A 22,249-nucleotide genomic window follows, 5' to 3' on the forward strand; every position below is an offset into this window, starting at 1 on the left:
AATAAAAAAGACAGCCAAGGCTGTCTTTTTTCACTGCTGGAGCGGAGTCAGTAGAAGATCCGCTCCCCTCGCTCGCTCATCTTGAGCCACACCGGCTTGGTGCTGGTCTTGTTCCAGATGCGGTGCAGGTAGCTGTAAAAACGGGCACGGTCGCGGCGAAACAGCATCACCGGGAAGGCGAGCAGACCCGCCACCAGGACGAAGATGCGGCGAAGGATTATCTGAGTCAGGGAGAAGGGATGAAACATGATATAACGCCTCACTGGTAAGACCACTGAGCAAAGATTACTCCACAAGCTGTAGGATTACTACACCGCAATGGCCATTTTTTTGTAAAAAAATGGCTAAAAAGCCATAAAATGAAATTGGGTTACATTTTTTAACCAAAAAACAACAAGCGTGGCAAAAAGCGACGGCTGGACCAGAGTTAACGGGGGGATGGGAACGACGGGGAGAGAAGAGGATGAGACTCGCGGATGTGGCGCTCCTGAGCGTGCTGGGACTGCTCGCCTGGAGCCAGTGGCAGGAGTGGCGGCTCAATCGCGCCGACGCCATCGACATCGCCTATCACGGCGTGCCCACCGTCAGCCTGTGGCAGTGCGCGATCCTGACCCAGCGCATGACCGCCCTGGCCGAGCACGGCGGTGAACTGGCGTTCAGGTTCCGGGGGGAGGCGCTGATCGAGATGGAACACCATCTGCACAAGGAGTGGCAACGACAGGGGTGCGATCGACTCGCCGAGCAGCCATGATCTTGGCGCACGGGATGTGCAATCTATTGCTTCAGCTTGCTGCCGACCGGGAAAACAGGGGGAAGATGGAGGCACGTTCCGGAGTCGAACCGGACTAAACGGATTTGCAATCCGCTGCATAACCGCTTTGCTAACGCGCCATGCTGACAAGGCATTGCCTTGAGAGTGATATCCATCGTTGGTGCGATGGAGAATTGGAGCGGGAAACGAGACTCGAACTCGCGACCCCGACCTTGGCAAGGTCGTGCTCTACCAACTGAGCTATTCCCGCATGACTGCTTGCGTGCCAGTTGCCTGACAACGAGGCGCATTATACGTACCCCGAGCCCGGGCACAACCCTTTTTTATGACTTTGCGCGCTTTTTCGGAGCGTTTGCTCAGGCTTTGAACGCCTTGGTCGAAAATCCCGCCATTCCCTGTGACCCGGCGAGCGAATTTCAGATAAAGCCATTGAAATAGTTAGCCTTTAGTCAGAAACTCGTCGCGCTTAGTAACTGGATTCTCAATTGAAAATCGCGCGATGAAATGGATCTTCAGGCCTCGTGGGCTCAGACCCCAGCTGATGCTGGCTTTCTTCATGTTGGGCCTGGTACCCTTCCTGGTCGTCACCCTGTTTTTCCTCTATAGCCACGGCAAGGATCTCACCACCCAGACCTCCAATCACCTGGTGTCGGTGCGCAACATCAAGAAGAGCCAGCTGGAAGACTACTTCGACAACCTCAGGGAGCAGATCATCAACTTCTCCCAGCAGGACTTTGCCGGCAACAGTATCGGCCGTTTCTACGGCTTCACCGGCGCCTTCGAAAAGCTCGGCACCACCCCCCAGGAGGCCCGCGCCCGCGCCCAGGCCCGTTATGTGCCCGGCTCCTGGGATCAGCTGCAAAAACCCGACAGCACCAGCGACATCGAGCCCTCCATCAGCGCCCTCATCCTGGCGGACGAGATGTATGGCCGGGTCCACCAGCGCTTCCACCGCGGCTATGCCGACATGGTGCGCAAGTCCAACTACAGCGACATCTTCCTGGTGGATCTCAACGGCGACGTGGTCTATTCGGTCACCAAGCACGCCAACTTCGCCACCAACCTGCTCTCCGGCCCCTATCAGACCAGCGGCCTTGGCAACACCTTCGCCAAGATCAAGCGCCGCCTCGACGGTGGCCAGAAGCCCCAGCAGATCTTCGAGTTCACCGATTTCGGCCGCAACGAGCTGACCGGCCAGGTGGTCGCCTATATGGCGGCCCCCGTGATGCAGTACGACTATGTGCGCGGCGTGGTGATCTTCGAGCTGCTGCCGGACAAGCTGAACCAGATCATGGCCGAGCGGGAGGGACTCGGCGAGACCGGCGAGACCATCCTCATCGGCCCGGACAAACGGATGCGCGCCAACGCCTCCCTGGCCCCCGAGTTCAGCGTGGAGAAGAGCTTCGGCCCCGACTTCCGGCCGCTGCAGACCCCGCTGGTCATCAAGGCGCTCTCCGGGGAGCAGGGGGTGGGCCCCTTCCTCTCCTACCACGATGACGAGGTGCTGGCCGCCTACACCCAGGTCAAGGTGTTCGACACCGAGTGGGCCTTCATCGCCGAGATCTCCACCCGCGAGGCCTATGCCCCCATACGCCAGCTGGAGACCCTGGTCATCGCCCTCGGGGCAGGCTCATTGCTGCTGCTGATCCTCTTCTCCCGCTGGCTCTCCCACTCCATCACGGCGCCCCTGCGATCCCTCACCGCTGCCGCCGAGCAGGTGGCCGACGGCGCCCTGGATCACCCCATCACCATACCGCGCACCGACGACGACATCGACCGCCTCGCCCAGGCGTTTCGACACATGCAGCGTTCGGTGAAGGACAAGATAGAGCTCATCGAACGCCAGACCCAGGAGCTGCAGCAGCAGGTCAAGCTGACCCACAAGCAGAACCTCAGCCTGCAGCAGGCGGACAAGCTGAAAGACGAGCTCCTGGCCAACACCTCCCACGAGCTGCGCACCCCCATCCACGGCATCAAGGGGATGGCCGAATCCATGCTCGCCAGCCAGCAGGATCTCACCGAGGGGCAACAGAAACAGCTCGGCCTCATCATCAAGAGCGCCGACGGTCTGGCCCGCCTGGTGGACGATCTGCTCGACTACCACCAGATGCGCTACGGCCAGCTGGAGATCCACCCCCAGCCGGTCTCCTCCAAGGGCGTCATCCGGCTGGTGCTGGATCTCTGTCAGCACCTGGTGCAGGCCAAGCCCCTCACCCTGGTGGACATCAGCCCCGCCGAGCTGCCGCCGGTGCTGGCGGACGAGCAGCGCCTCGAACAGGTGCTCTACAACCTGGTGGGCAACGCCATCAAGTACACGCCTCAGGGCAAGGTGGTGCTGAGCGCCCTGGTGGAGGGCAACTTCCTGCGCATCAGGGTGACTGACACCGGCATCGGCATAGCCCCGGATCATCTGGAGCACATCTTCGAGCCCCTGGTGCAGATGAGCCCTGAAGTGAGCAAGCAGGGGGCCGGCCTCGGCCTCTCCATCACCCGCCAGCTGGTGCACCTGATGGGGGGCGAGCTGTTCGTGGAGAGCGAGCCGAGCGTCGGCTCCACCTTCGCCTTCACCCTGCCGCTGGCGAGCGGCAAGGCGGGCAGCCTGACCCTCGACAGCCGCCAGATAGAGCACCAGCTGGTGCGCCAGCAGCCCATCATCCTGCCGGACTGGGAGAGCGATGACCTCCCCCCTCCCCCCGAGGATGCGCCCCTCATCCTGGTAGTGGACGACGAGCCCATCAACTTGCACATACTGCGCCACCTGCTGCAGCCCTGCGGCTACCGCATCCTGCCCAGCAGCGATGGCCACGACGCCCTGACCAAGCTGGCCCAGGAGCCGGTGGATCTCATCCTGCTGGACGTGATGATGCCCACCCTCTCCGGCTTCGACGTCTGCCGCCGCCTGCGCCAGCAGCACCCCAAGGACAAACTGCCGGTGCTGCTGCTCACCGCCCTCAACCAGCCCAAGGAGATCGAGGAGGGCTTCAACGCTGGGGCCAACGACTATCTGGTGAAACCCTTCTGCAAGGAGGAGCTGTTCGCCCGGGTCAAGGCGCTGCTGGAAGCGAGCGCCGGGCGCGCCTCCCTGGTGGAGAACCGCCTGCTCAAGCAGGAGATAGAGCACCGCCTGCTGCTGCAGGAGCAGCTGCATCAGGATCAGGAGCGGCTGCTGGCCCTGCTCGGCGAGGGGGCCGACCCCATCGTCTTCATCGACGGTCAGGGAGTGGTGCTGTTCGCCTCCCGGGCACTGGCCCGCCTGCTGGGCCAGGAGCCGGAAGCCATGGAGGGGCTGCCGCTGGACGAGTGGCTGGCCAGCCCGCTGGCCAGCCAGTGGCCCGACATGGCGGCGCACCCGGAGCAGGATTTGAGCTTCCTGGTGGCGGGCCAGAGGGATGCCCTCAATGCCCGCGCCCTGCCCATCAACCTTGGGGGGCAGCACGCCTATGCGCTGACCCTCAGCACCGAGCAGCGGCCCGACGACAACCGGGTGATGGCGCTGGAGAACGCCCTCAAGAGCCTGTCGCGCCAGGCCATCATCGAGGATGGTCATCTGCTGGGGGAACTGAGCCGGCTCGGCGGCGAATTCAGATCGCTGGCCGACAACCTCATTCGCCAGCAGGATGACGAGCCCCTGCGCCGCGCCCTGGTGGACACCATGCGCCTCACCCTGGATGCCTGGCAGCAGAGCACCGGCAAGGGCAAGATAGTGCTGGCGGAGAAGAGCAAGCTGTGGCGGGTCTACATGGACAGATCCAGCCCCCAGACCCGCACCCTCGACAAGTACCTGAGCCTGGACACCCTGCCCAAGGCACCGCGCTGGAAGACGGTGGTGGCCAGCGCCGAGTACGTGCTCAAGCAGTGCCCCCTGAACGAGGTGCAGCAGCAGAGCCTGCTCCAGAGTACCCAGCGCCTGCGCCAACTCGCCAGCCGCAAGGGCTGATGAGCCGGCGCGATCTCGGATGGCGTTTATCCCGTTGACGGAATGAGCCTGAGACATGGAACTGATGGCATGCCAGAAACAGCACACCCGCGAATGACGCGGGTGTGTTGCATTAGGACTGTCTCATCGAGGACGAAGGAGGAACGCCTCCAGCGCTTGCACTATTGCGCAAGCGACCAGGAGACAAGGGCAGACAGCCTACCCCATATCAGCCTCCCCTTGCCTATCCCACAAGGGCGCCGGCAACCCAAGCCCCATGGGATCAGGCCTGTTCACTCAGGCCCATCCCCTTCCTGCAGGCTTATGACTTCAATTCTCGATTCACCTGGGCAAAGGACTTGGGCCAGGGCTCCGCCTTCTGCAGGGCTGGTGACAGCTGGCGAATGGCCGCCTGGGCCTGGCTCAGGCCGGCATACTCCCCCTTCAGCACCACGTACCAGGGGCTGCCGTGGAACCGGGTCTGATAGATCCACACCTGACCGACGAGCCGATTGACGCGCACGAACTGCGCGACGGCATCCAGACTGCTCGCGCCCATCAGCTGGATGCTGAGGTGGTTGATGTTCTTCTGGTGCAGGACGCTGGCGGGCGTCAGGCTGACCTTGCCGGACGCCTTGCCTTGCGGCGCGGGGGCCGGTTTGGACACCGATGTCGCTGCCGGCTTGGACACGGGCTCCGGGGCAGGCGTGGACACGGGCTCGGGGATCGCGGCAGGCTCGGCCGCAACCAGGGGCGCCGAGGAGGCGGCAGCTATTGGCGGCTCAGACGGTACGACCTCTTCGGCCACGATGGGCAGGGCGCCGCTGACCGGCGCATCCAGCATGGGGGTCAGCCTGCCGGCCGCACCGTCGGCCTGCCCCTTGATCGACTCGGGCGAGGAAGGCAGGGGGAACCCGGTCTCAGCCGGTGGGCTCAACGTCGCTGCGGCGCCACTGGCCCCATCCGGGCCAGCAGCAGACAGACTGGCCTCCGCCGGTGCAGGAGCGACCTCCCCCACCTCGGGCTCGTCCTTTCGGGCAGAAGGATCTGAATAACTCAGCACCAGGAAGCACAAGATGCCGGCGGCCAGACCGATCCCTGTCTGGCGAATGAGAGAGGCGGGGTGGCACTTGCGCAGATGGCATCCGGTCATATGTCCTCCTGGACGGCATGAGAATGGGGGGGCCGGTGCGGCAGAAAGGCATCATGGCCGGCATCGGAACCGGCGGCTCCCGGCGGCTCCCGGCGGCTCATAGGGCAGGGGCAGGAAATGGATATCGCCCGTGAGAACAAGCCCTGGGAGTCACTACGGGTCGCGGCTCCTGGCGTCTCGGACGGTCGACGGGCAGGCCTGCGCCGGCAGCCGCCTCGCTTGCCATTCGTTGCATCGCATCGGCGCTGAGCACCATACCGGGATCGCGCTGAACTTGGCCTGAATCCTGTGCCTATCCAGGGGGCCAATCCGCCTCCAGACGCCTGTTTCCTCTGGTATCTACCCCGTGTCGCGCCGATGGGTGATGCCACCATAGGCGCCCGGCAGGCCGACATGCCCGAGTCCCCCCCTGCAAACACGGTTGAGGCATCATGGCGTTCACCCAGTCGGCGCCATATGCCAAGGCCTCAGTCGTCTGTCTTTACAGTTTCAGCGTGTCGATGACGGCCCTCAGGGCAGGTGACACGTTGCGATGGGGGTAGTAAAGAAAGAGGCCATCCAGGCGGTGGCTGAAGCGCTGTAGCACCCGGATCAGGGTTCCGCGCTCCAGCTCATCGGTGACCAGCTCCTCCGGCACATAGGCCAGCCCCAGCCCCCTTCTTGCCGCCGCCGCCTCCATGTAGCTGTCGGAGAAGACCCACTGCCCCCGGGGCCTGTGCCTGACGGGCTTGCCCTCCTGCCACAGCTCCCACGAATAGAGGCTGCCATCGGCAAACTGGTAGGCGATGCAGGGATGCCCCGCCAGATCGGCAGGTGCCTGCGGAAAACCGTACTGCAGAAGGTGATCCGGCGTCGCCACCATCACCATCTCCATGTCCGGGGTGATGCGCACGGCCACCATTCCCTCGTCCACCTCGCCCCCCAGCCGCACACCGGCATCGAAGCGCTCGTCGATGATGTTCACGAAGCGGTTCTCGCTGATGAGCTCCAGCCGAATGTCGGGATAACGTTGTCTGAAGAGGGCCAGCTTGGGCAGCAGCACCTTGTCGATGGCGTGCTGACTGGCGTTGATCCGTACCGTGCCTGACGGGGTGTCGCGAAAGTGGGCGAGCGTGGCCAGCCCCGCATCCAGGGCCTGAAAGCTGCCCTGCGTCGTGCGGTACAGCTGCTCGCCGGCCTGGGTCAGCGACAGGCTGCGGGTCGTGCGCACCAGCAGCTGAACCCCGAGCCTGGCTTCGAGCTCCCGGATGGTGCGGCTGACTCCCGACTGGGCCAGCCCCAGCCTGGCAGCCGCCCGGGTAAAACTGCCTTCCCGGGCAACCAGCATGAAGACGTGGAGATCGTTGTAATTCTCTCGGCTTGTCATCTGGTCCCACTCCCCTCTCTCAGCCCGCCATGGTCCGTTCAGGGCCCAATGCACGCCCAGATTAATAACAAATACGCATTAATGTTATCAAAAATCCCGGCCTAATCATCACGAATGGTTCTAACTAGAATGCTGCCGTGGGTCACACCACCACCTCCCTGATGCCAGGGATCGGGAATCTGTTCTCAAGGAGCCTTGCCATGAATGTTCTTCCCAAGAAACTGAGCACCATCGCGTCCGCCCTGTTGCTGGGCGCCGCATTGACCGGAGCATCCGCCATGAGCCACGCACAAACCACCGACCCTACCGAGCCCGTCTCCATGGTGACACTGTGGGACAAGACCTTTGCCCAGAGCGACAAGGTCGATCATCGCAAGGTGACCTTCAAGAACCGCTACGGCCTCACCCTGGTCGCCGACCTCTACCTGCCGAAGAACCGGGGGGATGGCAAGCTGGCGGCCATTGCCGTGAGCGGCCCCTTCGGCGCGGTGAAGGAGCAATCGAGCGGCCTCTATGCCCAGACCCTGGCCGAGCAAGGTTTCATCACCCTGGCGTTTGACCCCTCCTTTACCGGCGAGAGCGGCGGCCAACCGCGGGATGTGGCCTCGCCTGACATCAACACCGAGGATTTCAGCGCCGCCGTCGATTTCCTCGGCCTGCAAAAGGAAGTCGACCGCAACCGCATCGGCATCATAGGTATCTGTGGTTGGGGCGGAATGGCCCTCAATGCGACCGCTGTGGACAAGCGGGTCAAGGCCGTGGTTGCCAGTACCATGTACGACATGACCCGCGTCATGTCCAAGGGCTACAACGACAGCATGATCCTTGCGCAACGAACCGAGATACTGGAGCAACTGAGCCAGCAGCGTTGGCAGGATGCGGCAAACGGCGCGCCAGCCTACCAAGCCGCTTACAACACGCTCAAGGGGGGCGAGGCGCAGTTTCTGGTGGACTATCACGACTACTACATGACTAAGCGCGGCTATCACGCGAGGGCGGTCAACTCCGGTCACGCATGGACACAGACCACCCCCCTCTCGTTTATGAATATGCCGCTCTTGAGTTACATCAAGGAGATCTCGCCACGTCCGCTGCTGCTGATCCACGGCGAGAAGGCCCATTCGCGCTACTTCAGCGAGACGGCTTACGCGGCAGCCAATGAGCCCAAGGAGCTGTACATCGTCAAAGGTGCCAGCCACATCGATCTCTACGATCGGGTGGACCAGATCCCATTTGACAGGATTGAACAGTTCTTCAAGACCAACCTGAAGTGAGTGTCGAAAACACGGCGGCCCCGTTTCGCCGTGTTTTCTCATCGATGACGGCGCCGCGCCCATGTCGGGAGACGAATGATGATCAGAGGCAAGTTCCCCTGTGCGACAGCCCTGCTCCTGGCTGTCACCTGCGCATCGGCCGCCAACCGGAGTACAAGAGAGATGAACATCAAGATCACCATCGCCGGCCAGCTCATCACGGCCACCCTGGAAGAGAGTGACAGCGCCCGGGACTTTTTCGCCATGCTCCCCCTGACATTGCCGTTCGAGGACTATGCCGAGACCGAAAAGATTGCCTATCTACCGCGCCAATTGACCACCCAGGGTGCGCCCAAGGGCATGGACCCGGACGTGGGGGATATCAGCTATTACGCCCCCTGGGGCAATCTGGCGATCTTCTATCGGGACTTTGGCTATTCAACCGGGCTCATCAAGCTGGGACGCATTGAATCGGGTCTGGATGCCTTGACCACCCTGCCCTCTGGCACCCTCACCATCGACGCCGTCAAATGACGCGCCCCCCTTCATCATCAGGTCGTGAAATAAAGGCGCACCATGCCGCTGTCGAAACCGCTCTAGGGGGGCACTCGAATGCCTACGGCCGGGTCACGAATGATGACTCGCTCTTTCAGCCGCCTTGCGGCTGTTTTTTGTCTCGGTCAGAGGGAGGAGGGGCAAACCCGGAGGGGGCATGTGCAGGCGACCAGCACGGGCAGATTCACCGGGCCAAGGCCGGCACCACGCCATGCGGGAGGGCCGCACCACGACAGGTGCATAAACAAAAAACCCAACCTGTTGTACAGATTGGGTTTGATGAATGGCGGAGAGACAGGGATTCGAACCCTGGGTGGCATTGCTGCCACAATTGATTTCGAGTCAATCCCGTTCGGCCACTCCGGCATCTCTCCGCGGGCCCTCATATTGACTCAACCCCGGCCGGGAAATCAACGTAAATCTCGTTGCAGATCAGACGACTGGCGATAAAACCGCCATCTCGCGACCCCGTGCGCGCCTCGGATGCCTCCAAGGCTTAACGGAGGGCCAGCCCAACCATGCCAGCAGCTGTCACCAGGCGGGACGGGGGCATAATGACCCCTTTCCCGGCGACGAGGAGCCTTTGTGCCGAAAACCGGCTCAACCTGCCGCCATCCAGGCAGGAAGGACCTGGGCTGACGCTGGTAATCCCCGAACGATTGGTTGACAATCGCTGCTCATTTTTTGGGAGGGACGCGCATCCCTCACCCACAGTCGATAGGAAAAACCATGTTGAACACACGTATCGTCTCACTGCTGCTGGCCGCCGCCAGCCTCTGGGCCGCGCCGGTCTGGTCCAAAACCTATCCCCTGCCGCCAGCCAACAGCCGTCTCATCGGCGAGCTGGAGGACTACATAGTACAACCGGGCGATCATCTGGAGCTGGTTGGCAAGCATACCCAGATCGGCTTTCTGGCGCTGCTCGAGGCCAATCCTGGTGTCGATCCCTATCTGCCCACCCCAGGTACCCGGCTGACCCTGCCCACCCAGATGCTGCTGCCCGACGTGCCGCGGGAGGGCATCGTCATCAACCTGCCGGAGCTGCGGCTCTATTACTTCCCCAAGGACAAGGCGGAGGTGATGGTGCTGCCCATCGGCATCGGGGACATCGGGCGCGAGACGCCGGAGATGACCACCACCGTCATCGCGAAAAACCCGAACCCGACCTGGGTGCCCGGCCCCATGGTGCGCAAGTCCTGGCTGGAGCAGAAAGGCATCGACCTGCCCGCCGTGGTCCCCCCCGGCCCGGACAATCCCCTCGGCAAGTTCGCCATGCGCCTCGGCTATGGCAACAGGGACTACCTCATTCACGGCACCAACAAGGACTTCGGGGTCGGCCTGCGAGTCAGCGCCGGCTGCATCCGGCTGCGCCCGGACGACATCGAGACCCTGTTCGGCCTGGTCCCCGTCGGCACCCAGGTGCGGGTGATCAATCAGCCGGTCAAGATGGCGGTGGAACCCGATGGCCGCCGCTGGCTGGAGGTCCACTCCCCCCTCTCCCGCACCGAAGCGGAGATGGCCGACGGTGCGCCTCTGGTGCTCTCCCCCGAGGCCGAGCAATTCATCGCCGACCCTGAGATAGACAATGCCAGGGTGACGGCCCTGCTCGACAGCCGGAACGGCCTGCCGGCGCCCGTGAGCGGCTGAGGCCAGGGCGATGATGAACAGGATGCGATACGCACTTTGCCTGCTGCTTCTGCTGCCGGGCTCCGCCGCCATGGCCGACATCCTCTGGATGCACAACGGCGATCGCCTGACCGGGATCATAGAGGAGATCACGGACGAGCAGATCCGCATCAAGCCCGCCTACAGCCAGGCCATGACTGTCCAGCGTCAGGCCATCAAGCGCTGGCGCCTGGACAAACAGGAGAAGCCCAGGCCCCTGACCAAGACGGGGATCCCCCTGCTGGATTCCCCTGACGACGCCCATGCCTGGCTGCTGACCGGGACCGGGGATCTGAACATCAAGTTGAAAGAGAGCGACAAGAAGACCAACAACGTCAATCTCAAGGTCTCCACCGAGCTTGCCAATCTGGACTGGCGTTACAGCCTGGATGGCGAATACATCTACGAGACGGCGAACAACATCACCGACAGCCACGAATACAAGCTCAAGCCCAAGCTCGACTTCTTCTTCGACGACCACTGGTTCCTGCGCTCCTCCGTCGACATCGATTACAACATGATAGAGGCGGGCTATCTGGAAATAGACTATGCCTCTGGCCCGGGATACCGCTTCTGGAATGACAAGAAGCGCCGGATGGAGCTTATCAGCCAACTCGGCCTGGAGCGGGCCTACTTCAGGCCGGAGGTGTGGAGCAATTCGGACCTGTTTGACGAGAGGATCATCAATTATCCCTTCGTCAACCTGGGCTGGGACTACCGGCACCCCTTCTCCCTGTGGGAGGAGAAGCTGGAGCTGTTCAGCAAGGGGAGCTACGAGAAGTTCATCGATCAACCCTCCCCCTACCTGACCAGGAAACAGTCCATCAGCGGCAGCCTGGGGCTCAGGTACTACTTCAACGACCACCTGCGCCTCTCCTGGTCCAGCGAGCTGGACTGGGACGATGCCTGGCTCGACTACCACGACGTCCAGTTGGACTTGAGCGAGAAGGAGTGGCGCCACCTCATCACCCTGGGCGCGAGCTTCTAGCCCGGAAACGACGCAGGCCCACCGAAGTGGGCCTGCGTTCATCGCCGCGAGCGGGCGTCAGAAGTAGATCCGGGTCACCGACTCGATGACGCAGCCAGGGCGGCGGATCCCTTCGATCTCTATCTTGATCTCCTTGAGCAGCTCTATCCCGCCCTTGATGGGAGTGACGCGCGACAGCCTGGTGCGCGCACGGATGTTGCTGTCCACCTTGATGGGATAGGGAAAGCGAACCTGCTCCAGGCCGAAGTTCACCACCATGCGGGCGGTCGGGAACTCAGGGGTCGCCTCATCCACCGAACCGGTCAGCTGCGGCAGCAGGGCCAGGGTCAGGAAGCCGTGGGCTATGGTGGTCTTGAACGGCGACTCGGCCGCCGCGCGCTCGGGATCGGTGTGGATCCATTGATGATCACCGGTCACGGCCGCGAACTGATCGATCAGCCCCTGGGTAATAGACAGCCACTCGCCGACGTGGGTCTCCTCCCCGATGCGGGTCTGCAGCGCCGCATAGAGTGCGGCGGCTTCCCCCTCGAGTTCGACGACGGGATCCTGCGTCATGGCAGGCTGGCCGTTCGCCACCTGCGACACCCTGGCGGAGTCCTGCTGCCGGGCGTTCTGGGACTCCCCCTGCAGATCCAGCACTCGCCCCAGCAAGGGGTGAAGGTGTGCCTTTTGCTGAAACTCACGCCAGTAGTCGCGGATAGCCGGGGAGAGCCAATCCTTGAGCTCAAAGGGGTGTTGCGCCAGGATTTCGCGCTTGTGCTTCAGAAAATCGACAACTTTCATTTACCGATCCCTATTCGATTAACAGCCTGTAAAGAGGTCTAACCAGTCCCATTTTATGAAAGTTTCATCCGCAAGTACAAAAAAATCTCGGCGTACAACTGTACCAGGCGCGGGAGTGGTCACTAACATGCGGGGGAAAACGGGCAGGAAAACGATTGAGATAAGGGTCGCAAACGAGAAAATATCGGGGCCGAAAAAGGGGAAACAGGCGGGGCCCTTGCCATCGCAACGCCCCGCCGCCGTTACCGCCCGCGGGCAGACCACCAGGCGGTGCGGTGCTCCTCGTCCAGGAAACTCCAGGCCAGGATCCGGCTCACCTTGTTGCCCTGCGCCATGTCGATCACCCGAACCTCCCGTGCCCCCGCCCGGGTCAGCGCCTTGCGGGCGGCCGGCAAGTTCTCCTTCTTCGAGACCAGCGAGCTGAACCAGAGGCATTGGGCGGCAAACTCCCGGCTCTGCTCTATCATGGCCGCCAGAAACGCCGCCTCGCCCCCCTCGCACCAGAGCTCGGCCTTCTGACCGCCGAAGTTGAGCACGGGGGCCCCGGTCACCGCCTTGTCCTGACCCTTGCCTAGGTTGCGCAGCTTGCGCTCCGTCCCCTTGCTCGCCTCCGCCAGCGAGGCGTGGAACGGCGGGTTGCACAGGGTCAGGGCGAAGTGCTCCTTCGGCTCCAGGATGTCGCGAAAGATATGTCCGGGGTTGCCCTGATGACGGCACGCGATCTGGCTGCCCAGGCCATTGCTCGCGGCCAGCAGGGCCGCCGCCTTGACCGACACGGGATCGATGTCAGACCCCACGAAACGCCAGCCATACTCCCGGGCCCCCAGCAGGGGATAGATGCAGTTGGCCCCGACGCCTATGTCCAGCACCCTCACCCCCTTGCCGGTCGGCACCTTGCCGGCACTCTCCGCCAGCAGATCCGCCACCCGGTGCAGGTAATCGACCCGGCCCGGAATGGGCGGACAGAGGTAGCCCGGCGGCAGATCCCAATGCGCAATGCCGTAGTGCAGCGCAAGCAGCGCCCTGTTCAGCGCCTTGACGGCGGCCGGATCGGCGAAATCCAGGGTCCGGGTGCCGTGTTCGTTGATGAACACGAAGGGCAGCAGCTCGGGGGTGCGCTGACATAGCGCATCGAAGTCGTAGGGGGCCTGATGGCGGTTGCGCGGGTGCAATCCGGATTTGTGCTGGGGCTTCATGCTGGACCTGCCGAGGATCAAGGGGGCCACACTATAGAGAGTCGGCCAGGGAAAGTCTAAACGAGGGTCATAAAAAACCGGGCCCTTCGGGGCCCGGTTCAAGTGAGGTTGGAAAAACAGTCCGTACTGCGAGCCGTTTGTCCAGCCTGACTCAGATATCGATCCGGCGTGCCTGCCAGAACTTGCTGCGCCAGTAAGAGCTGTCGAGCTTGGAGCGCGTCACCCCGGCGCGGGTGGAGGCATGGATGAATTCGCCGTTGCCGACATAGATGCCGACGTGATTGAGACGGGGATTGATTTTGAAGAAGACCAGATCCCCTTCGACCAGCTCCTGTTTGGAGACCCGGGTCCCCTCGTGTACCTGGGAGCGGGTATCGCGGGGCAATTCGATGCCGACGGCGTTGCGGAACACTTCACGGGCGAAGGCGGAGCAATCGATGCCTCGCTGGCTGCTGCCCCCCATGCGGTAAGGAACGCCACGCCACTCTTTGTATACGGTCAGGATTTCGTTGACATCAGGGGTGGTGGAAACTTCGGGTTCAATCACGGGCTCCATCATGGAAACCTCGATCTTGCTCGCGACCTCGGGTTGGGGTGCCGAGGCACAACCCACCATTCCGAGCGCGACCAGCAGTAGCATCAGGTGGCGCAATCCTTTATCCCCGCAAAAGAGTGAAACTTGTTAAAATGCAGCCCGAGAGGGCAATTTATAAGGCAACAGCACCCGACTATATCCAAGAATTCTATCGAGGCAAGCGAAAATCCCAATCGATCTCACATTTTTGCAAGGAAATGCTCTGTTTAGCGCAATTTATGTGATCATGACCAAACAATATACAATCTGGGAAGAACCGGTTTTGCCCTCGTCAAACCGACTGTTATCGCTACTTCGCCCCCATTTTTAAGTGAAATATTATGCTCTCAGCGGATCTCTATTTGTTAAATACGGCGTGTGTCGATGCAGGGCAGTGGCTCAGTCTGCCGTCCGAGCTTTCCCCACAGGAACAGGGCCACTGGCACGAGATCCGTCAGCCCGGCCGCCAGCGGGAATACCTGCTCGGCCGGGTGCTGCTGCGCCGTCTGCTGGCAGAGCGACTCCACTGCCCGCCCGATGCGCTGGCATTTTCCATCGGCGAGCATGGCAAGCCTGCACTGCGCAGCCACTCCTGGCAGTTCAACCTGAGTCACAGCGGGGAGTGGCTGGTGCTCGCCCTCTGCCGGGAGGGGCCCCTCGGCGTGGACATCGAGATGGGGTTGCGCCGCCGGCCCGTACTGCCGCTGGCTGAGCGCTTCTATGCCCCGGGCGAACACAGGTGGCTGTGCAGCTTGCCGCCACAGGAGCAGGCGTCCGCCTTCTACCGGCTGTGGGCACGCAAGGAGGCGGTGCTCAAGGCCCATGGTGCCGGCATTGCCGCCGGACTGGACAAGATCTGTTTCATCCCGGCGCAGGGATGGCGGCTGGAGAATCGCCTCGATACCCGCGACTATGAAGTGAGCGACTGGCGGGTCGGCAACGGCTGGCTCAGCCTCGCCGCCCCGACCCGCCAGGTCAGCGCCCATCTGCTGGATGCGCGCTTGAAATCCACCCCGTTGGACCCCATGTTGATCCACACCATTTTCCGAGAGTCAGCCTCATGATCGTCGACATCACTCCCCAGAATTTTCACGCCGAACTGATCGATGCATCCCTGAAGAAGCCGGTCGTCATCTATTTCCACGCGCCGCAGATGCCGGAATGCCAGGGCATGACCCCCCTGGTGGAAGCCCTGGTCGGCCCGGCAAATCCCGGCGTCACCCTGGCCAAGGTCGACATGAACGATCCCCAGCTGCAGCCGCTGGCCAGCCAGCTTGCCCTGCGTGCCTTGCCGGCACTGGTGCTGTTCCATCAGGGGCGCCCGGACGAACAGGCCATCCTCGAAGGTCCGCAGGATGAAGCCACATTGCGCCAGTACTTCGCCGCCTTTGCCCCCAAGGAAGAAGAGCTGCTGCTCGAACAGGCAAAGCAGGCACTGGCCACGGAGCAGGCCGATGTGGCGCACAGTCATCTGAGCAAGGCCCATCGCCTCGCCCCCGAGCGCCACGACATCAGCCTCTGGCTGGCACAGGCCGCGCTGGATCTGAACCTGCTGGATGAAGCCCAGTCCCTGCTCGCCGCCATCCCCATGGTGGCACAGGACGATCACTATCAGACCCTGAGCTCCCGCCTCTCTCTCGCGCAGCAGGCCAGCGACAGTCCGGAGCTGCGCGCACTGGAGCTGCGTCACGCCGAACAGCCGGACGACGCTGCCATCGCCCAGGAGCTGGCGGTGCTCTACAGCCAGGTTGGTCGCCAGGAGGAGGCCCTGGCCTTGCTGTTCACTATTCTCAAGCGGGATCTGGCTTTTGGGGATGCCAAGAAGATCTACCTCGATGTGCTGGCCACCATGGGCGCACACCCGGCGGCACAGAATTACCGCCGCAAGCTCTACAGCCTGCTCTATTGATCGAATGGGAAATCAGGACGGGGAATGCCGATCAGTCGGCATTGCCTTGTTCAGGCGGAGTGAAACGCGGGGAATAACCAAATTTCAGGCAAAAAAAAATGGCGCATTGAAATGCGCCATTTTTTCGCATGGATTACTTCTTGTAGGAAGTAGCCATGTTGTCGATGCGCTGGTTAGCACGCATAGCTTCTTGCTTGGCTTCTGCAACATCAGCAGCGATCTTGGACTGATCAGCACGAACAGCGCTAACATCTTGAGCCAGTTGGTCAACTTTGTTAGACAGATTCTGAACGGAAGTTTCCAGTTCGCTGGTGTTTGCACAACCGCCCAGCAGAGCGGACAGACCAACAACACCTACCAACAACATTTTTTTCATTTTTAAAAGCTCCCTTTAACTCGCCAGACGTTTAGCAAGCGGCGTGATTATGGCACAAAAAAATCATAGTTTGGATAGGCCCCATCACAGATAAATGCGTTAAAACCCTCATTTTTTTTTAGTTGCACACTTTATGCGCAAACTTTAAGCAAAAATAAGTGTCCCTGGATGAGGTTCGTGCAAAGCGTAACCAAATTTTCGGCTTATTACAATTTCGTATGAGGCTCAGGCCGAACGCTCTGACAGCAATTGACGATATTGCACCAGATCTTCGATGGTCAGCACCGGCATCTGATGCTGACGACCGAAGGCCACCAGGTCGGGCAGTCTGGCCATGGAGCCATCCTCCTTGGTCAGCTCGCACAGCACCCCGTAGGGCTTGAGACCGGCGAGTTGCATCAGGTCGACCGTGGCTTCGGTGTGACCGCGCCGGGTCAGCACGCCCCCCGTGCGGGCGCGCAGCGGGAAGACGTGGCCAGGGCGATGCAGGTCGGATGGTCTGGCACCGTCTGCAATGGCCGCGCGGATAGTGGTGATGCGGTCGGCGGCGGACACCCCGGTAGTCACCCCCTGCGCCGCTTCTATGGTCACGGTGAAGGCGGTCTGGTAGTGGCTGGAGTTCGCCTCCACCATCATGGGCAGTTCGAGCTGGCGGACCCGCTCATCGGTCAGACAGAGGCAGACGATGCCGGAGCACTCGCGGATCATCATGGCCATCTGTTCGTTGGTCATGGATTCTGCGGCGAAGATGAGGTCCCCCTCATTTTCCCGATCTTCGTCGTCGGCAACCAGCACACCCTGGCCGGCACGCAGTGCGGCCAGCGCGGCCTCGACGCGAGCAATGGGATCACCGAATTCACTGAGCAGAGACTGATTCATGGTAAGACTCCTAAAAAAGACAAGGACCAGAATCAGGGCATGGAAAGGCAGACAGAGGCAGGCATGCGGCGGCCAACCCACGGGGGGCTCGCCAGCATTATCTGTCTTATCCTCTTTCATCCGGACTATGACCGTCGGCTCCGGCATCTCACCGGATCTGCTGACCCCGAACCGGTCCAAGACCGGGTCGGGCGCTCGCGGGCTCCCCGAGTCACATCGGGATACCGCCGGTGGGGAATTTCACCCCGCCCTGAGAATAAGCGCAGACAGCCTAAAGAAAAAAGGCACAGGATGCCAGCCCAAAACCCATCAAAGACCAAGGGGCACAGGCGGCGAACCGGCCCACCCACCTGCCACTCCGATGCACGGCGCGCTGTCCTTTCTGATTTTGTTTGTGGCATAGTGCCAGCAAAAACGTGCAGCCCGCGCAGACTCGGGCGCCAACAACACAAACGGAATCATGACAGAGATGGAAAAGAAAATACTGCTGACCGATTGCCCCGACGCCAAGGGGCTCATCGCCAAGATCACCAACATCTGCTACAAGCACCAGCTCAACATCAACAAGAACGACGAGTTCGTGGACCACGAAAACGGCCGCTTCTTCATGCGCACCGAGCTGGAAGGACGCTTCAACGACGAGACCCTGCTGGCGGATCTCGACGACGCCCTGCCGGCGGGCGCCCAGCGCCGCCTGGTCAAGGCGGGCAAGAAGCGCATCGTCATCCTGGTGACCAAGGAGACCCACTGCCTCGGCGACATCCTGATGAAGAACTATGCCGGCGCCCTGGACATGGACATAGTGGCGGTGATCGGCAACTACGACACCCTCGCCGAGCTGACGGGCAAGTTCGACATCCCCTTCCACTGCGTGAGCCACGAGGATCTCAGCCGTACCGAGCACGAAGAGCAGGTGCGCACCCTCATCGACGGCTACCAGCCGGATTACGTGATCCTCGCCAAGTACATGCGGGTGCTCACCCCGAGCTTCGTGGCGGCCTATCCGCGCAAGATCATCAATATCCACCACTCCTTCCTGCCCGCCTTCATCGGCGCCCGCCCCTATCGCCAGGCCTTCGATCGCGGGGTCAAGCTGATCGGCGCCACCGCCCACTTCGTCACCGACGATCTGGATGAGGGCCCCATCGTCGAGCAGGACGTGATCCACGTCGACCACACTTTCAGCGCCGACGACATGGCCAAGGCTGGCCGCGACGTGGAGAAGTCCGTGCTGAGCCGCGCCCTGGAGCTGGTACTGAACGAACGGGTGTTCGTCTACGGCAACAAGACGGTGGTGTTCAAGTAAGCCGCCGCCAGGCATCCAGCAAAAAGGCTCCCGAGGGAGCCTTTTTTCATTGCGCGGCACTCATGGCTGCAGCGGCAGACCGTTGACGGTGATCTGCCCCTTGTCGAGCTTGAGCTCGGCCTGGAGCTGCGCCTGCTCCGCCTTCAGATACCCCAGGGCGGTGAACTGCGCCAGCATGGGGGCCAGCTGGGGAACCGCCTGACCCAGCTTGTCACCCAGGTGGGCATGGAGCAGCCCCGACAGGGCCTGCATCCCCTCCTCGCTGCCCATCAGTTGTGCCAGGGTCGTTGACGCCAGCCTGGCCTCCCCTTGCAGGCTGACGGGTTCACCGTTGAGCCGGGCGCTGAAATCCGTCAGCTGCAGCGTAACGCCCCGCTGGAGCATCTTGTCCAGCGCCTCCTGGATGGCAGACTCATCCACCCGCTGACCGCTCACCTCCTGCAGTGTCTGATACCCCTCCAGATCCAGCCCGTTGAGCGCCAGGTCCAGGTTGCCTTCGGCCAGCGTCAGGCTGTCCTCCTCGCTCTCCAGATTGAGGGTTTCCACCTTCATCTGGTAACGGCTGGAGAGGGTCTGGGCGTCGTCCCCCGCCAGCTGGGTGGCCGTGGAGAGCCCCTGCAGGGAGATCCTGATGTTCCCCGGCTGCGTCAGGGTGAAGGCGGACAGGGTCGCATCGCTGCGGGGGGAGAGCCAGAGGCCGCTGATCTCGGCCATGTCGGCACTGCCCTTGAGATCGGCCAGGGCCAGATCCATCTTGCTCTGCGCATCGTGGACCGTCATGCCCAGCCACTGGACCGTCATGTGGCCGTTGCCGTCGAGATCCCCGCGATAGTCGCCGCTCAGGGGCAGGAAGTTGAACTCGTTCATCCCCTCTCTGACCTTGAAGTCACCGACCCAGAAACGGGAGCTGTTGCTCATGGTCCAGAGGCTGCTGGCCGACTCCGCTCCCAGCTGCCACTGCTGCATGCCAAGGGAGCTGAATATCGGCGCCAGGGTGCCCTGTGCGGTATCCAGCAGCAGGTGGCTCTTGATATAGAGCGGCAGCATACGGCTGTTGAACGCGAACTGCATCTCGATGGGCTCGCTCCCCGCCAGCTGGGGGTCCAGGCTCGCCAGCGTCTCTGGCGGCACCACCACCTTGAGCACGCCGTCACGGGCGAACAGGTGCTCCGTGGTAGGGTGCCAGGTGATCTCGATCCCGCTCTCCTGCTGCGCCCTGGCGATCTGTTCGGCCAGGATCCGGTCGAACGTATTGCCCGTGTACCAGCAGGCGCCAAGCCCCCCGACCACCAATACGGCCCCAACGGCCAAGGCCACTTTTTTCTTCATCTGTTCTGTTTCTCCACATTATTCGATGGCGGGTGCATGGGCGCACTCTACGGGGAGGATGGGAGGCCACGCAAGCCGGATGAGGCCGCCGGGTCCACGCTCCATTGTCACAGCAGGGGGCTGAACAGGTAGAAGATGTTCTCAAGCAATTTTTTGTACCAGGGCCTCGCACGCCACCTGGTCAGGGACATGGGGGTCGCCTCCAGCATGTAGCCCTGCACCAGCTGGTTCATCTCGGCGACAAACACCGGGTTGTCGATGAGCAGGGTGACTTCGAAATTGAGCCAGAGGCTGCGTCTGTCCAGGTTGACCGTGCCCACCAGGGCGAAGTCATCGTCCACCAGCACGCTCTTGGTGTGCAGCAGGCCGGCATCGTAGCGGTAGATCTCGACCCCGGCCGCCAGCAGATCCTCCATGAAGGAGTTGCTGGCGTGGTTGGCCATCAGGGAGTCATTGCGCGCCGGCAACACCAGTTGCACCAGCACGCCCCGGGCCGCCGCCGAGGAGAGCGCGGCCGCCAACGGGTCATCGGGCACGAAATAGGGGGTGGTCAGCACCAGATGGTGGCGGGCCTGATAGATGGCCAGCAGCAGGCTCTGCTGGATGCAGTCCCCCCCGACGAAGGGGCCTGAGGGAATGAGCTGGGCCCGGTAGTTAGTTTGCGGCCAGGCCTCGGGCTCGTGCTGCAGGCTGTCGAGCAGGCGCTCGCCGGTCTCCATCTCCCAGTCCCAGACGAAGGTGGACCACATCAGCGGCACCACGGGCCCCTGCACCCGGATCATGATGTCGACCCACTGGCCGACCCCGGCATCCTGCTTGAAGAAACGCGGATCCACCATGTTCATGGAGCCGGTGTAACCGACCCTGTCGTCGATCACCACCAGCTTGCGGTGCATGCGCAAGTCCTGGCGCTGGAAGGGGATGCGCCAGGCGCCGACCGGCAGCACCTCCACCACCTTGACGCCGGCCGCGCCCAGGGTGCTCGGCCAATGGGAGCGGAAGAAGGTCTTGCTGCCGACGGAATCGAGCAACACACGACAATCCACGCCGCGTGCCGCCACCTCCATCAGCGCCTCGCACACCGCGTCCACGTCCCCGCCGGGATGCCAGATGTAGAACTCCAGGTAGCAGGATTGGGAGGAGCCCCGGATGTCGCGCACTATCTCCTGGATGATGGTGTCGGGCTTGTGCAGCAGCGTCATCCGGTTGCCGGAGAGCATGGGCATGGCCAGCCGGCCCTGGATCAGATCATGGAGCGGACGGGCCTTGCTCCCCACCTCGCAGCAGTGCTGCGGGAAGAGGCGAGCCAACTGGCGGATCCAGATGGCGTAAGGGCGGTACATGGCCTGGGCGCGCTCCGCCCGCTTGCGGCCGAGCCGGATCTCGCCGAACAGCACATAGAAGCCGACCCCGGCGAAGGGGATGGCATAGATGAGGGCCAGCCAGGCCAGCGACACCCCGATGGGACGCCGCTTCATCACCACCCGCAGGGAGATCCCTGCCACGATCACGGTGTGAAACAGCAGCAACAACCAGCCGAGAAAGCGGGAAAACAGCAACTGAATGTCGTATTCCAGACCGTCGAGCAAGGCGACTCCTTGGTGTGTTGAACAAGTGGCATGGGCAGATCCCACAAGGCCGGAATGGTATGCTGTAGGACAAACCCATTCTATCAGGTCGTTAGCATGATCCTGCAATCTATGCTGCTGAGTCTGGCCATGCTAGGTCAAGGCTCATATGACATCAATGAGCAGCAGATAAATCAGTACCTGCAATCCCAGGTGCAAGTGGACAAACAGCTGGAACTGCCCGGCATCATCAAGGCCCATGTGAAGCTTGAGCAGAGCGATGTGCAGATCGGCCGCCAGAGCCCGGACACCGCCAGGGTGTTTGGCAAGGGCAAGCTGAAGATAGCGCTGCCGGACCAGACCGAGTACGACGCCCTGCTGAACATGACCTATGAGGCGAGGCCCCGCTACGACAAGGCCCAGAGCGCGCTCTTTCTCGACAACATGAAGCTCGTCGACTACAAGCTGGAGCCGGCGGCGGCCGAGCAGAAGTTCGGTTTCATGTTGCGCATGCTGCTGCAGAGCATGGAGAAGCGGCTGGAGACCCAGCCCGTCTACAGGCTCGACGACAAGGATCCCAATCAGGCCTGGCTCAAGGAGAATCTGCTGGGGCTGGAGCTGTCACCGGGCAAGATCCACCTGCTGACCAAGCCACAGTGAC

Annotated in this window: 20 protein-coding genes, 3 tRNA genes and 1 riboswitch; of the genes, 10 read left to right on the forward strand and 13 right to left on the reverse strand. The window is 62.1% G+C overall.

What is annotated here, in order from left to right:
* Positions 1-47: 47 nt before the first annotated feature.
* Entirely contained in the window at positions 48-248 is a 201-nt protein-coding gene (locus I6L39_RS00590) for a YbfA family protein (RefSeq protein WP_209794484.1), read from the reverse strand.
* Between the two features lie 215 nt (positions 249-463).
* On the opposite strand from I6L39_RS00590, the gene I6L39_RS00595 reads away from it, so the two are divergent.
* A complete protein-coding gene (locus tag I6L39_RS00595; RefSeq protein WP_042074377.1) occupies positions 464-751 on the forward strand; it encodes a hypothetical protein in 288 nt (95 codons plus the stop codon).
* A gap of 66 nt (positions 752-817) precedes the next feature.
* Here the strand turns inward: I6L39_RS00595 and I6L39_RS00600 are convergent.
* Both I6L39_RS00600 and I6L39_RS00605 read right to left on the reverse strand, forming a co-directional pair.
* Positions 818-891, reverse strand: a tRNA-Cys gene (locus tag I6L39_RS00600).
* 55 nt (positions 892-946) lie between these two features.
* Positions 947-1,022 (reverse strand) — tRNA-Gly (locus I6L39_RS00605).
* 249 nt (positions 1,023-1,271) lie between these two features.
* Between I6L39_RS00605 and I6L39_RS00610 the strand changes: the two genes are divergently transcribed.
* Positions 1,272-4,709: an ATP-binding protein gene (locus I6L39_RS00610; RefSeq protein WP_216990735.1), complete on the forward strand. Its 3,438-nt coding sequence runs from the start codon at positions 1,272-1,274 to the stop codon at positions 4,707-4,709.
* A gap of 301 nt (positions 4,710-5,010) precedes the next feature.
* Here I6L39_RS00610 and I6L39_RS00615 read toward each other — a convergent pair whose 3' ends face one another.
* Together I6L39_RS00615 and I6L39_RS00620 are read right to left on the reverse strand one after the other, a co-directional pair.
* Entirely contained in the window at positions 5,011-5,841 is an 831-nt protein-coding gene (locus I6L39_RS00615) for an SPOR domain-containing protein (protein WP_216990736.1), read from the reverse strand.
* Between the two features lie 481 nt (positions 5,842-6,322).
* On the reverse strand, positions 6,323-7,207 hold the full coding sequence (locus tag I6L39_RS00620) for a LysR family transcriptional regulator (RefSeq protein ID WP_042074374.1): 885 nt from the start codon (positions 7,205-7,207) through the stop codon (positions 6,323-6,325).
* A 200-nt stretch (positions 7,208-7,407) separates the two neighbouring features.
* Between I6L39_RS00620 and I6L39_RS00625 the strand changes: the two genes are divergently transcribed.
* Together I6L39_RS00625 and I6L39_RS00630 are read left to right on the forward strand one after the other, a co-directional pair.
* The gene (locus tag I6L39_RS00625; RefSeq protein ID WP_216990737.1) at positions 7,408-8,481 is read left to right on the forward strand and encodes an alpha/beta hydrolase; all 1,074 of its coding nucleotides are present in this window, start codon (positions 7,408-7,410) and stop codon (positions 8,479-8,481) included.
* Positions 8,482-8,643: 162 nt separating this feature from the next.
* Positions 8,644-8,994 carry a cyclophilin-like fold protein gene (locus tag I6L39_RS00630; protein WP_216990738.1) on the forward strand — a complete coding sequence of 117 codons (351 nt, stop codon included), beginning with the start codon at positions 8,644-8,646 and terminating at the stop codon, positions 8,992-8,994.
* Between the two features lie 305 nt (positions 8,995-9,299).
* On the opposite strand, the gene I6L39_RS00635 is transcribed toward I6L39_RS00630, so the two are convergent.
* Positions 9,300-9,389 (reverse strand) — tRNA-Ser (locus I6L39_RS00635).
* Positions 9,390-9,744: 355 nt separating this feature from the next.
* Here I6L39_RS00635 and I6L39_RS00640 point away from each other — a divergent pair.
* Entirely contained in the window at positions 9,745-10,662 is a 918-nt protein-coding gene (locus tag I6L39_RS00640; protein WP_216990739.1) for a L,D-transpeptidase family protein, read from the forward strand.
* Between the two features lie 22 nt (positions 10,663-10,684).
* A complete protein-coding gene (locus I6L39_RS00645) occupies positions 10,685-11,668 on the forward strand; it encodes a DUF481 domain-containing protein (protein WP_216990740.1) in 984 nt (327 codons plus the stop codon).
* 57 nt (positions 11,669-11,725) lie between these two features.
* Here I6L39_RS00645 and I6L39_RS00650 read toward each other — a convergent pair whose 3' ends face one another.
* From I6L39_RS00650 to I6L39_RS00660, 3 genes are all read right to left on the reverse strand, one after another.
* Positions 11,726-12,451: a MaoC family dehydratase gene (locus I6L39_RS00650; protein WP_042074368.1), complete on the reverse strand. Its 726-nt coding sequence runs from the start codon at positions 12,449-12,451 to the stop codon at positions 11,726-11,728.
* Positions 12,452-12,693: 242 nt separating this feature from the next.
* The gene (rlmF, locus tag I6L39_RS00655; RefSeq protein ID WP_216990741.1) at positions 12,694-13,647 is read right to left on the reverse strand and encodes a 23S rRNA (adenine(1618)-N(6))-methyltransferase RlmF; all 954 of its coding nucleotides are present in this window, start codon (positions 13,645-13,647) and stop codon (positions 12,694-12,696) included.
* A 151-nt stretch (positions 13,648-13,798) separates the two neighbouring features.
* A complete protein-coding gene (locus tag I6L39_RS00660; protein ID WP_042074365.1) occupies positions 13,799-14,287 on the reverse strand; it encodes a C40 family peptidase in 489 nt (162 codons plus the stop codon).
* A gap of 275 nt (positions 14,288-14,562) precedes the next feature.
* On the opposite strand from I6L39_RS00660, the gene I6L39_RS00665 reads away from it, so the two are divergent.
* Both I6L39_RS00665 and I6L39_RS00670 read left to right on the forward strand, forming a co-directional pair.
* Complete coding sequence (locus I6L39_RS00665; RefSeq protein WP_216990742.1) at positions 14,563-15,285, forward strand: 4'-phosphopantetheinyl transferase superfamily protein; 723 nt, start codon at positions 14,563-14,565, stop codon at positions 15,283-15,285.
* Positions 15,282-16,130, forward strand: a complete 849-nt coding sequence (locus I6L39_RS00670) for a tetratricopeptide repeat protein (protein ID WP_216990743.1) — start codon at positions 15,282-15,284, stop codon at positions 16,128-16,130. The genes I6L39_RS00665 and I6L39_RS00670 overlap by 4 nt, the downstream gene beginning before the upstream one ends.
* A gap of 133 nt (positions 16,131-16,263) precedes the next feature.
* Here the strand turns inward: I6L39_RS00670 and I6L39_RS00675 are convergent, their stop codons facing one another.
* Both I6L39_RS00675 and ribB read right to left on the reverse strand, forming a co-directional pair.
* Positions 16,264-16,506, reverse strand: coding sequence for an Lpp/OprI family alanine-zipper lipoprotein (locus tag I6L39_RS00675; protein WP_010634682.1), 243 nt, complete (start codon positions 16,504-16,506; stop codon positions 16,264-16,266).
* Between the two features lie 225 nt (positions 16,507-16,731).
* The gene (gene ribB, locus I6L39_RS00680) at positions 16,732-17,385 is read right to left on the reverse strand and encodes a 3,4-dihydroxy-2-butanone-4-phosphate synthase (RefSeq protein ID WP_216990744.1); all 654 of its coding nucleotides are present in this window, start codon (positions 17,383-17,385) and stop codon (positions 16,732-16,734) included.
* A 104-nt stretch (positions 17,386-17,489) separates the two neighbouring features.
* Positions 17,490-17,647: riboswitch (FMN riboswitch) on the reverse strand.
* Between the two features lie 207 nt (positions 17,648-17,854).
* Here ribB and purU point away from each other — a divergent pair.
* Positions 17,855-18,691, forward strand: a complete 837-nt coding sequence (gene purU / locus I6L39_RS00685; protein WP_216990745.1) for a formyltetrahydrofolate deformylase — start codon at positions 17,855-17,857, stop codon at positions 18,689-18,691.
* A 60-nt stretch (positions 18,692-18,751) separates the two neighbouring features.
* On the opposite strand, the gene I6L39_RS00690 is transcribed toward purU, so the two are convergent.
* Both I6L39_RS00690 and cls read right to left on the reverse strand, forming a co-directional pair.
* Complete coding sequence (locus I6L39_RS00690) at positions 18,752-20,020, reverse strand: DUF945 family protein (RefSeq protein WP_216990746.1); 1,269 nt, start codon at positions 20,018-20,020, stop codon at positions 18,752-18,754.
* A gap of 107 nt (positions 20,021-20,127) precedes the next feature.
* Complete coding sequence (gene cls / locus I6L39_RS00695) at positions 20,128-21,609, reverse strand: cardiolipin synthase (RefSeq protein WP_216990747.1); 1,482 nt, start codon at positions 21,607-21,609, stop codon at positions 20,128-20,130.
* Between the two features lie 96 nt (positions 21,610-21,705).
* Between cls and I6L39_RS00700 the strand changes: the two genes are divergently transcribed.
* Entirely contained in the window at positions 21,706-22,248 is a 543-nt protein-coding gene (locus I6L39_RS00700) for a DUF1439 domain-containing protein (RefSeq protein WP_042074357.1), read from the forward strand.
* Position 22,249 lies beyond the last annotated feature (1 nt).

The sequence above is a fragment of the Aeromonas sp. FDAARGOS 1409 genome, assembly GCF_019048705.1.
Lineage (GTDB): Bacteria > Pseudomonadota > Gammaproteobacteria > Enterobacterales > Aeromonadaceae > Aeromonas > Aeromonas sanarellii.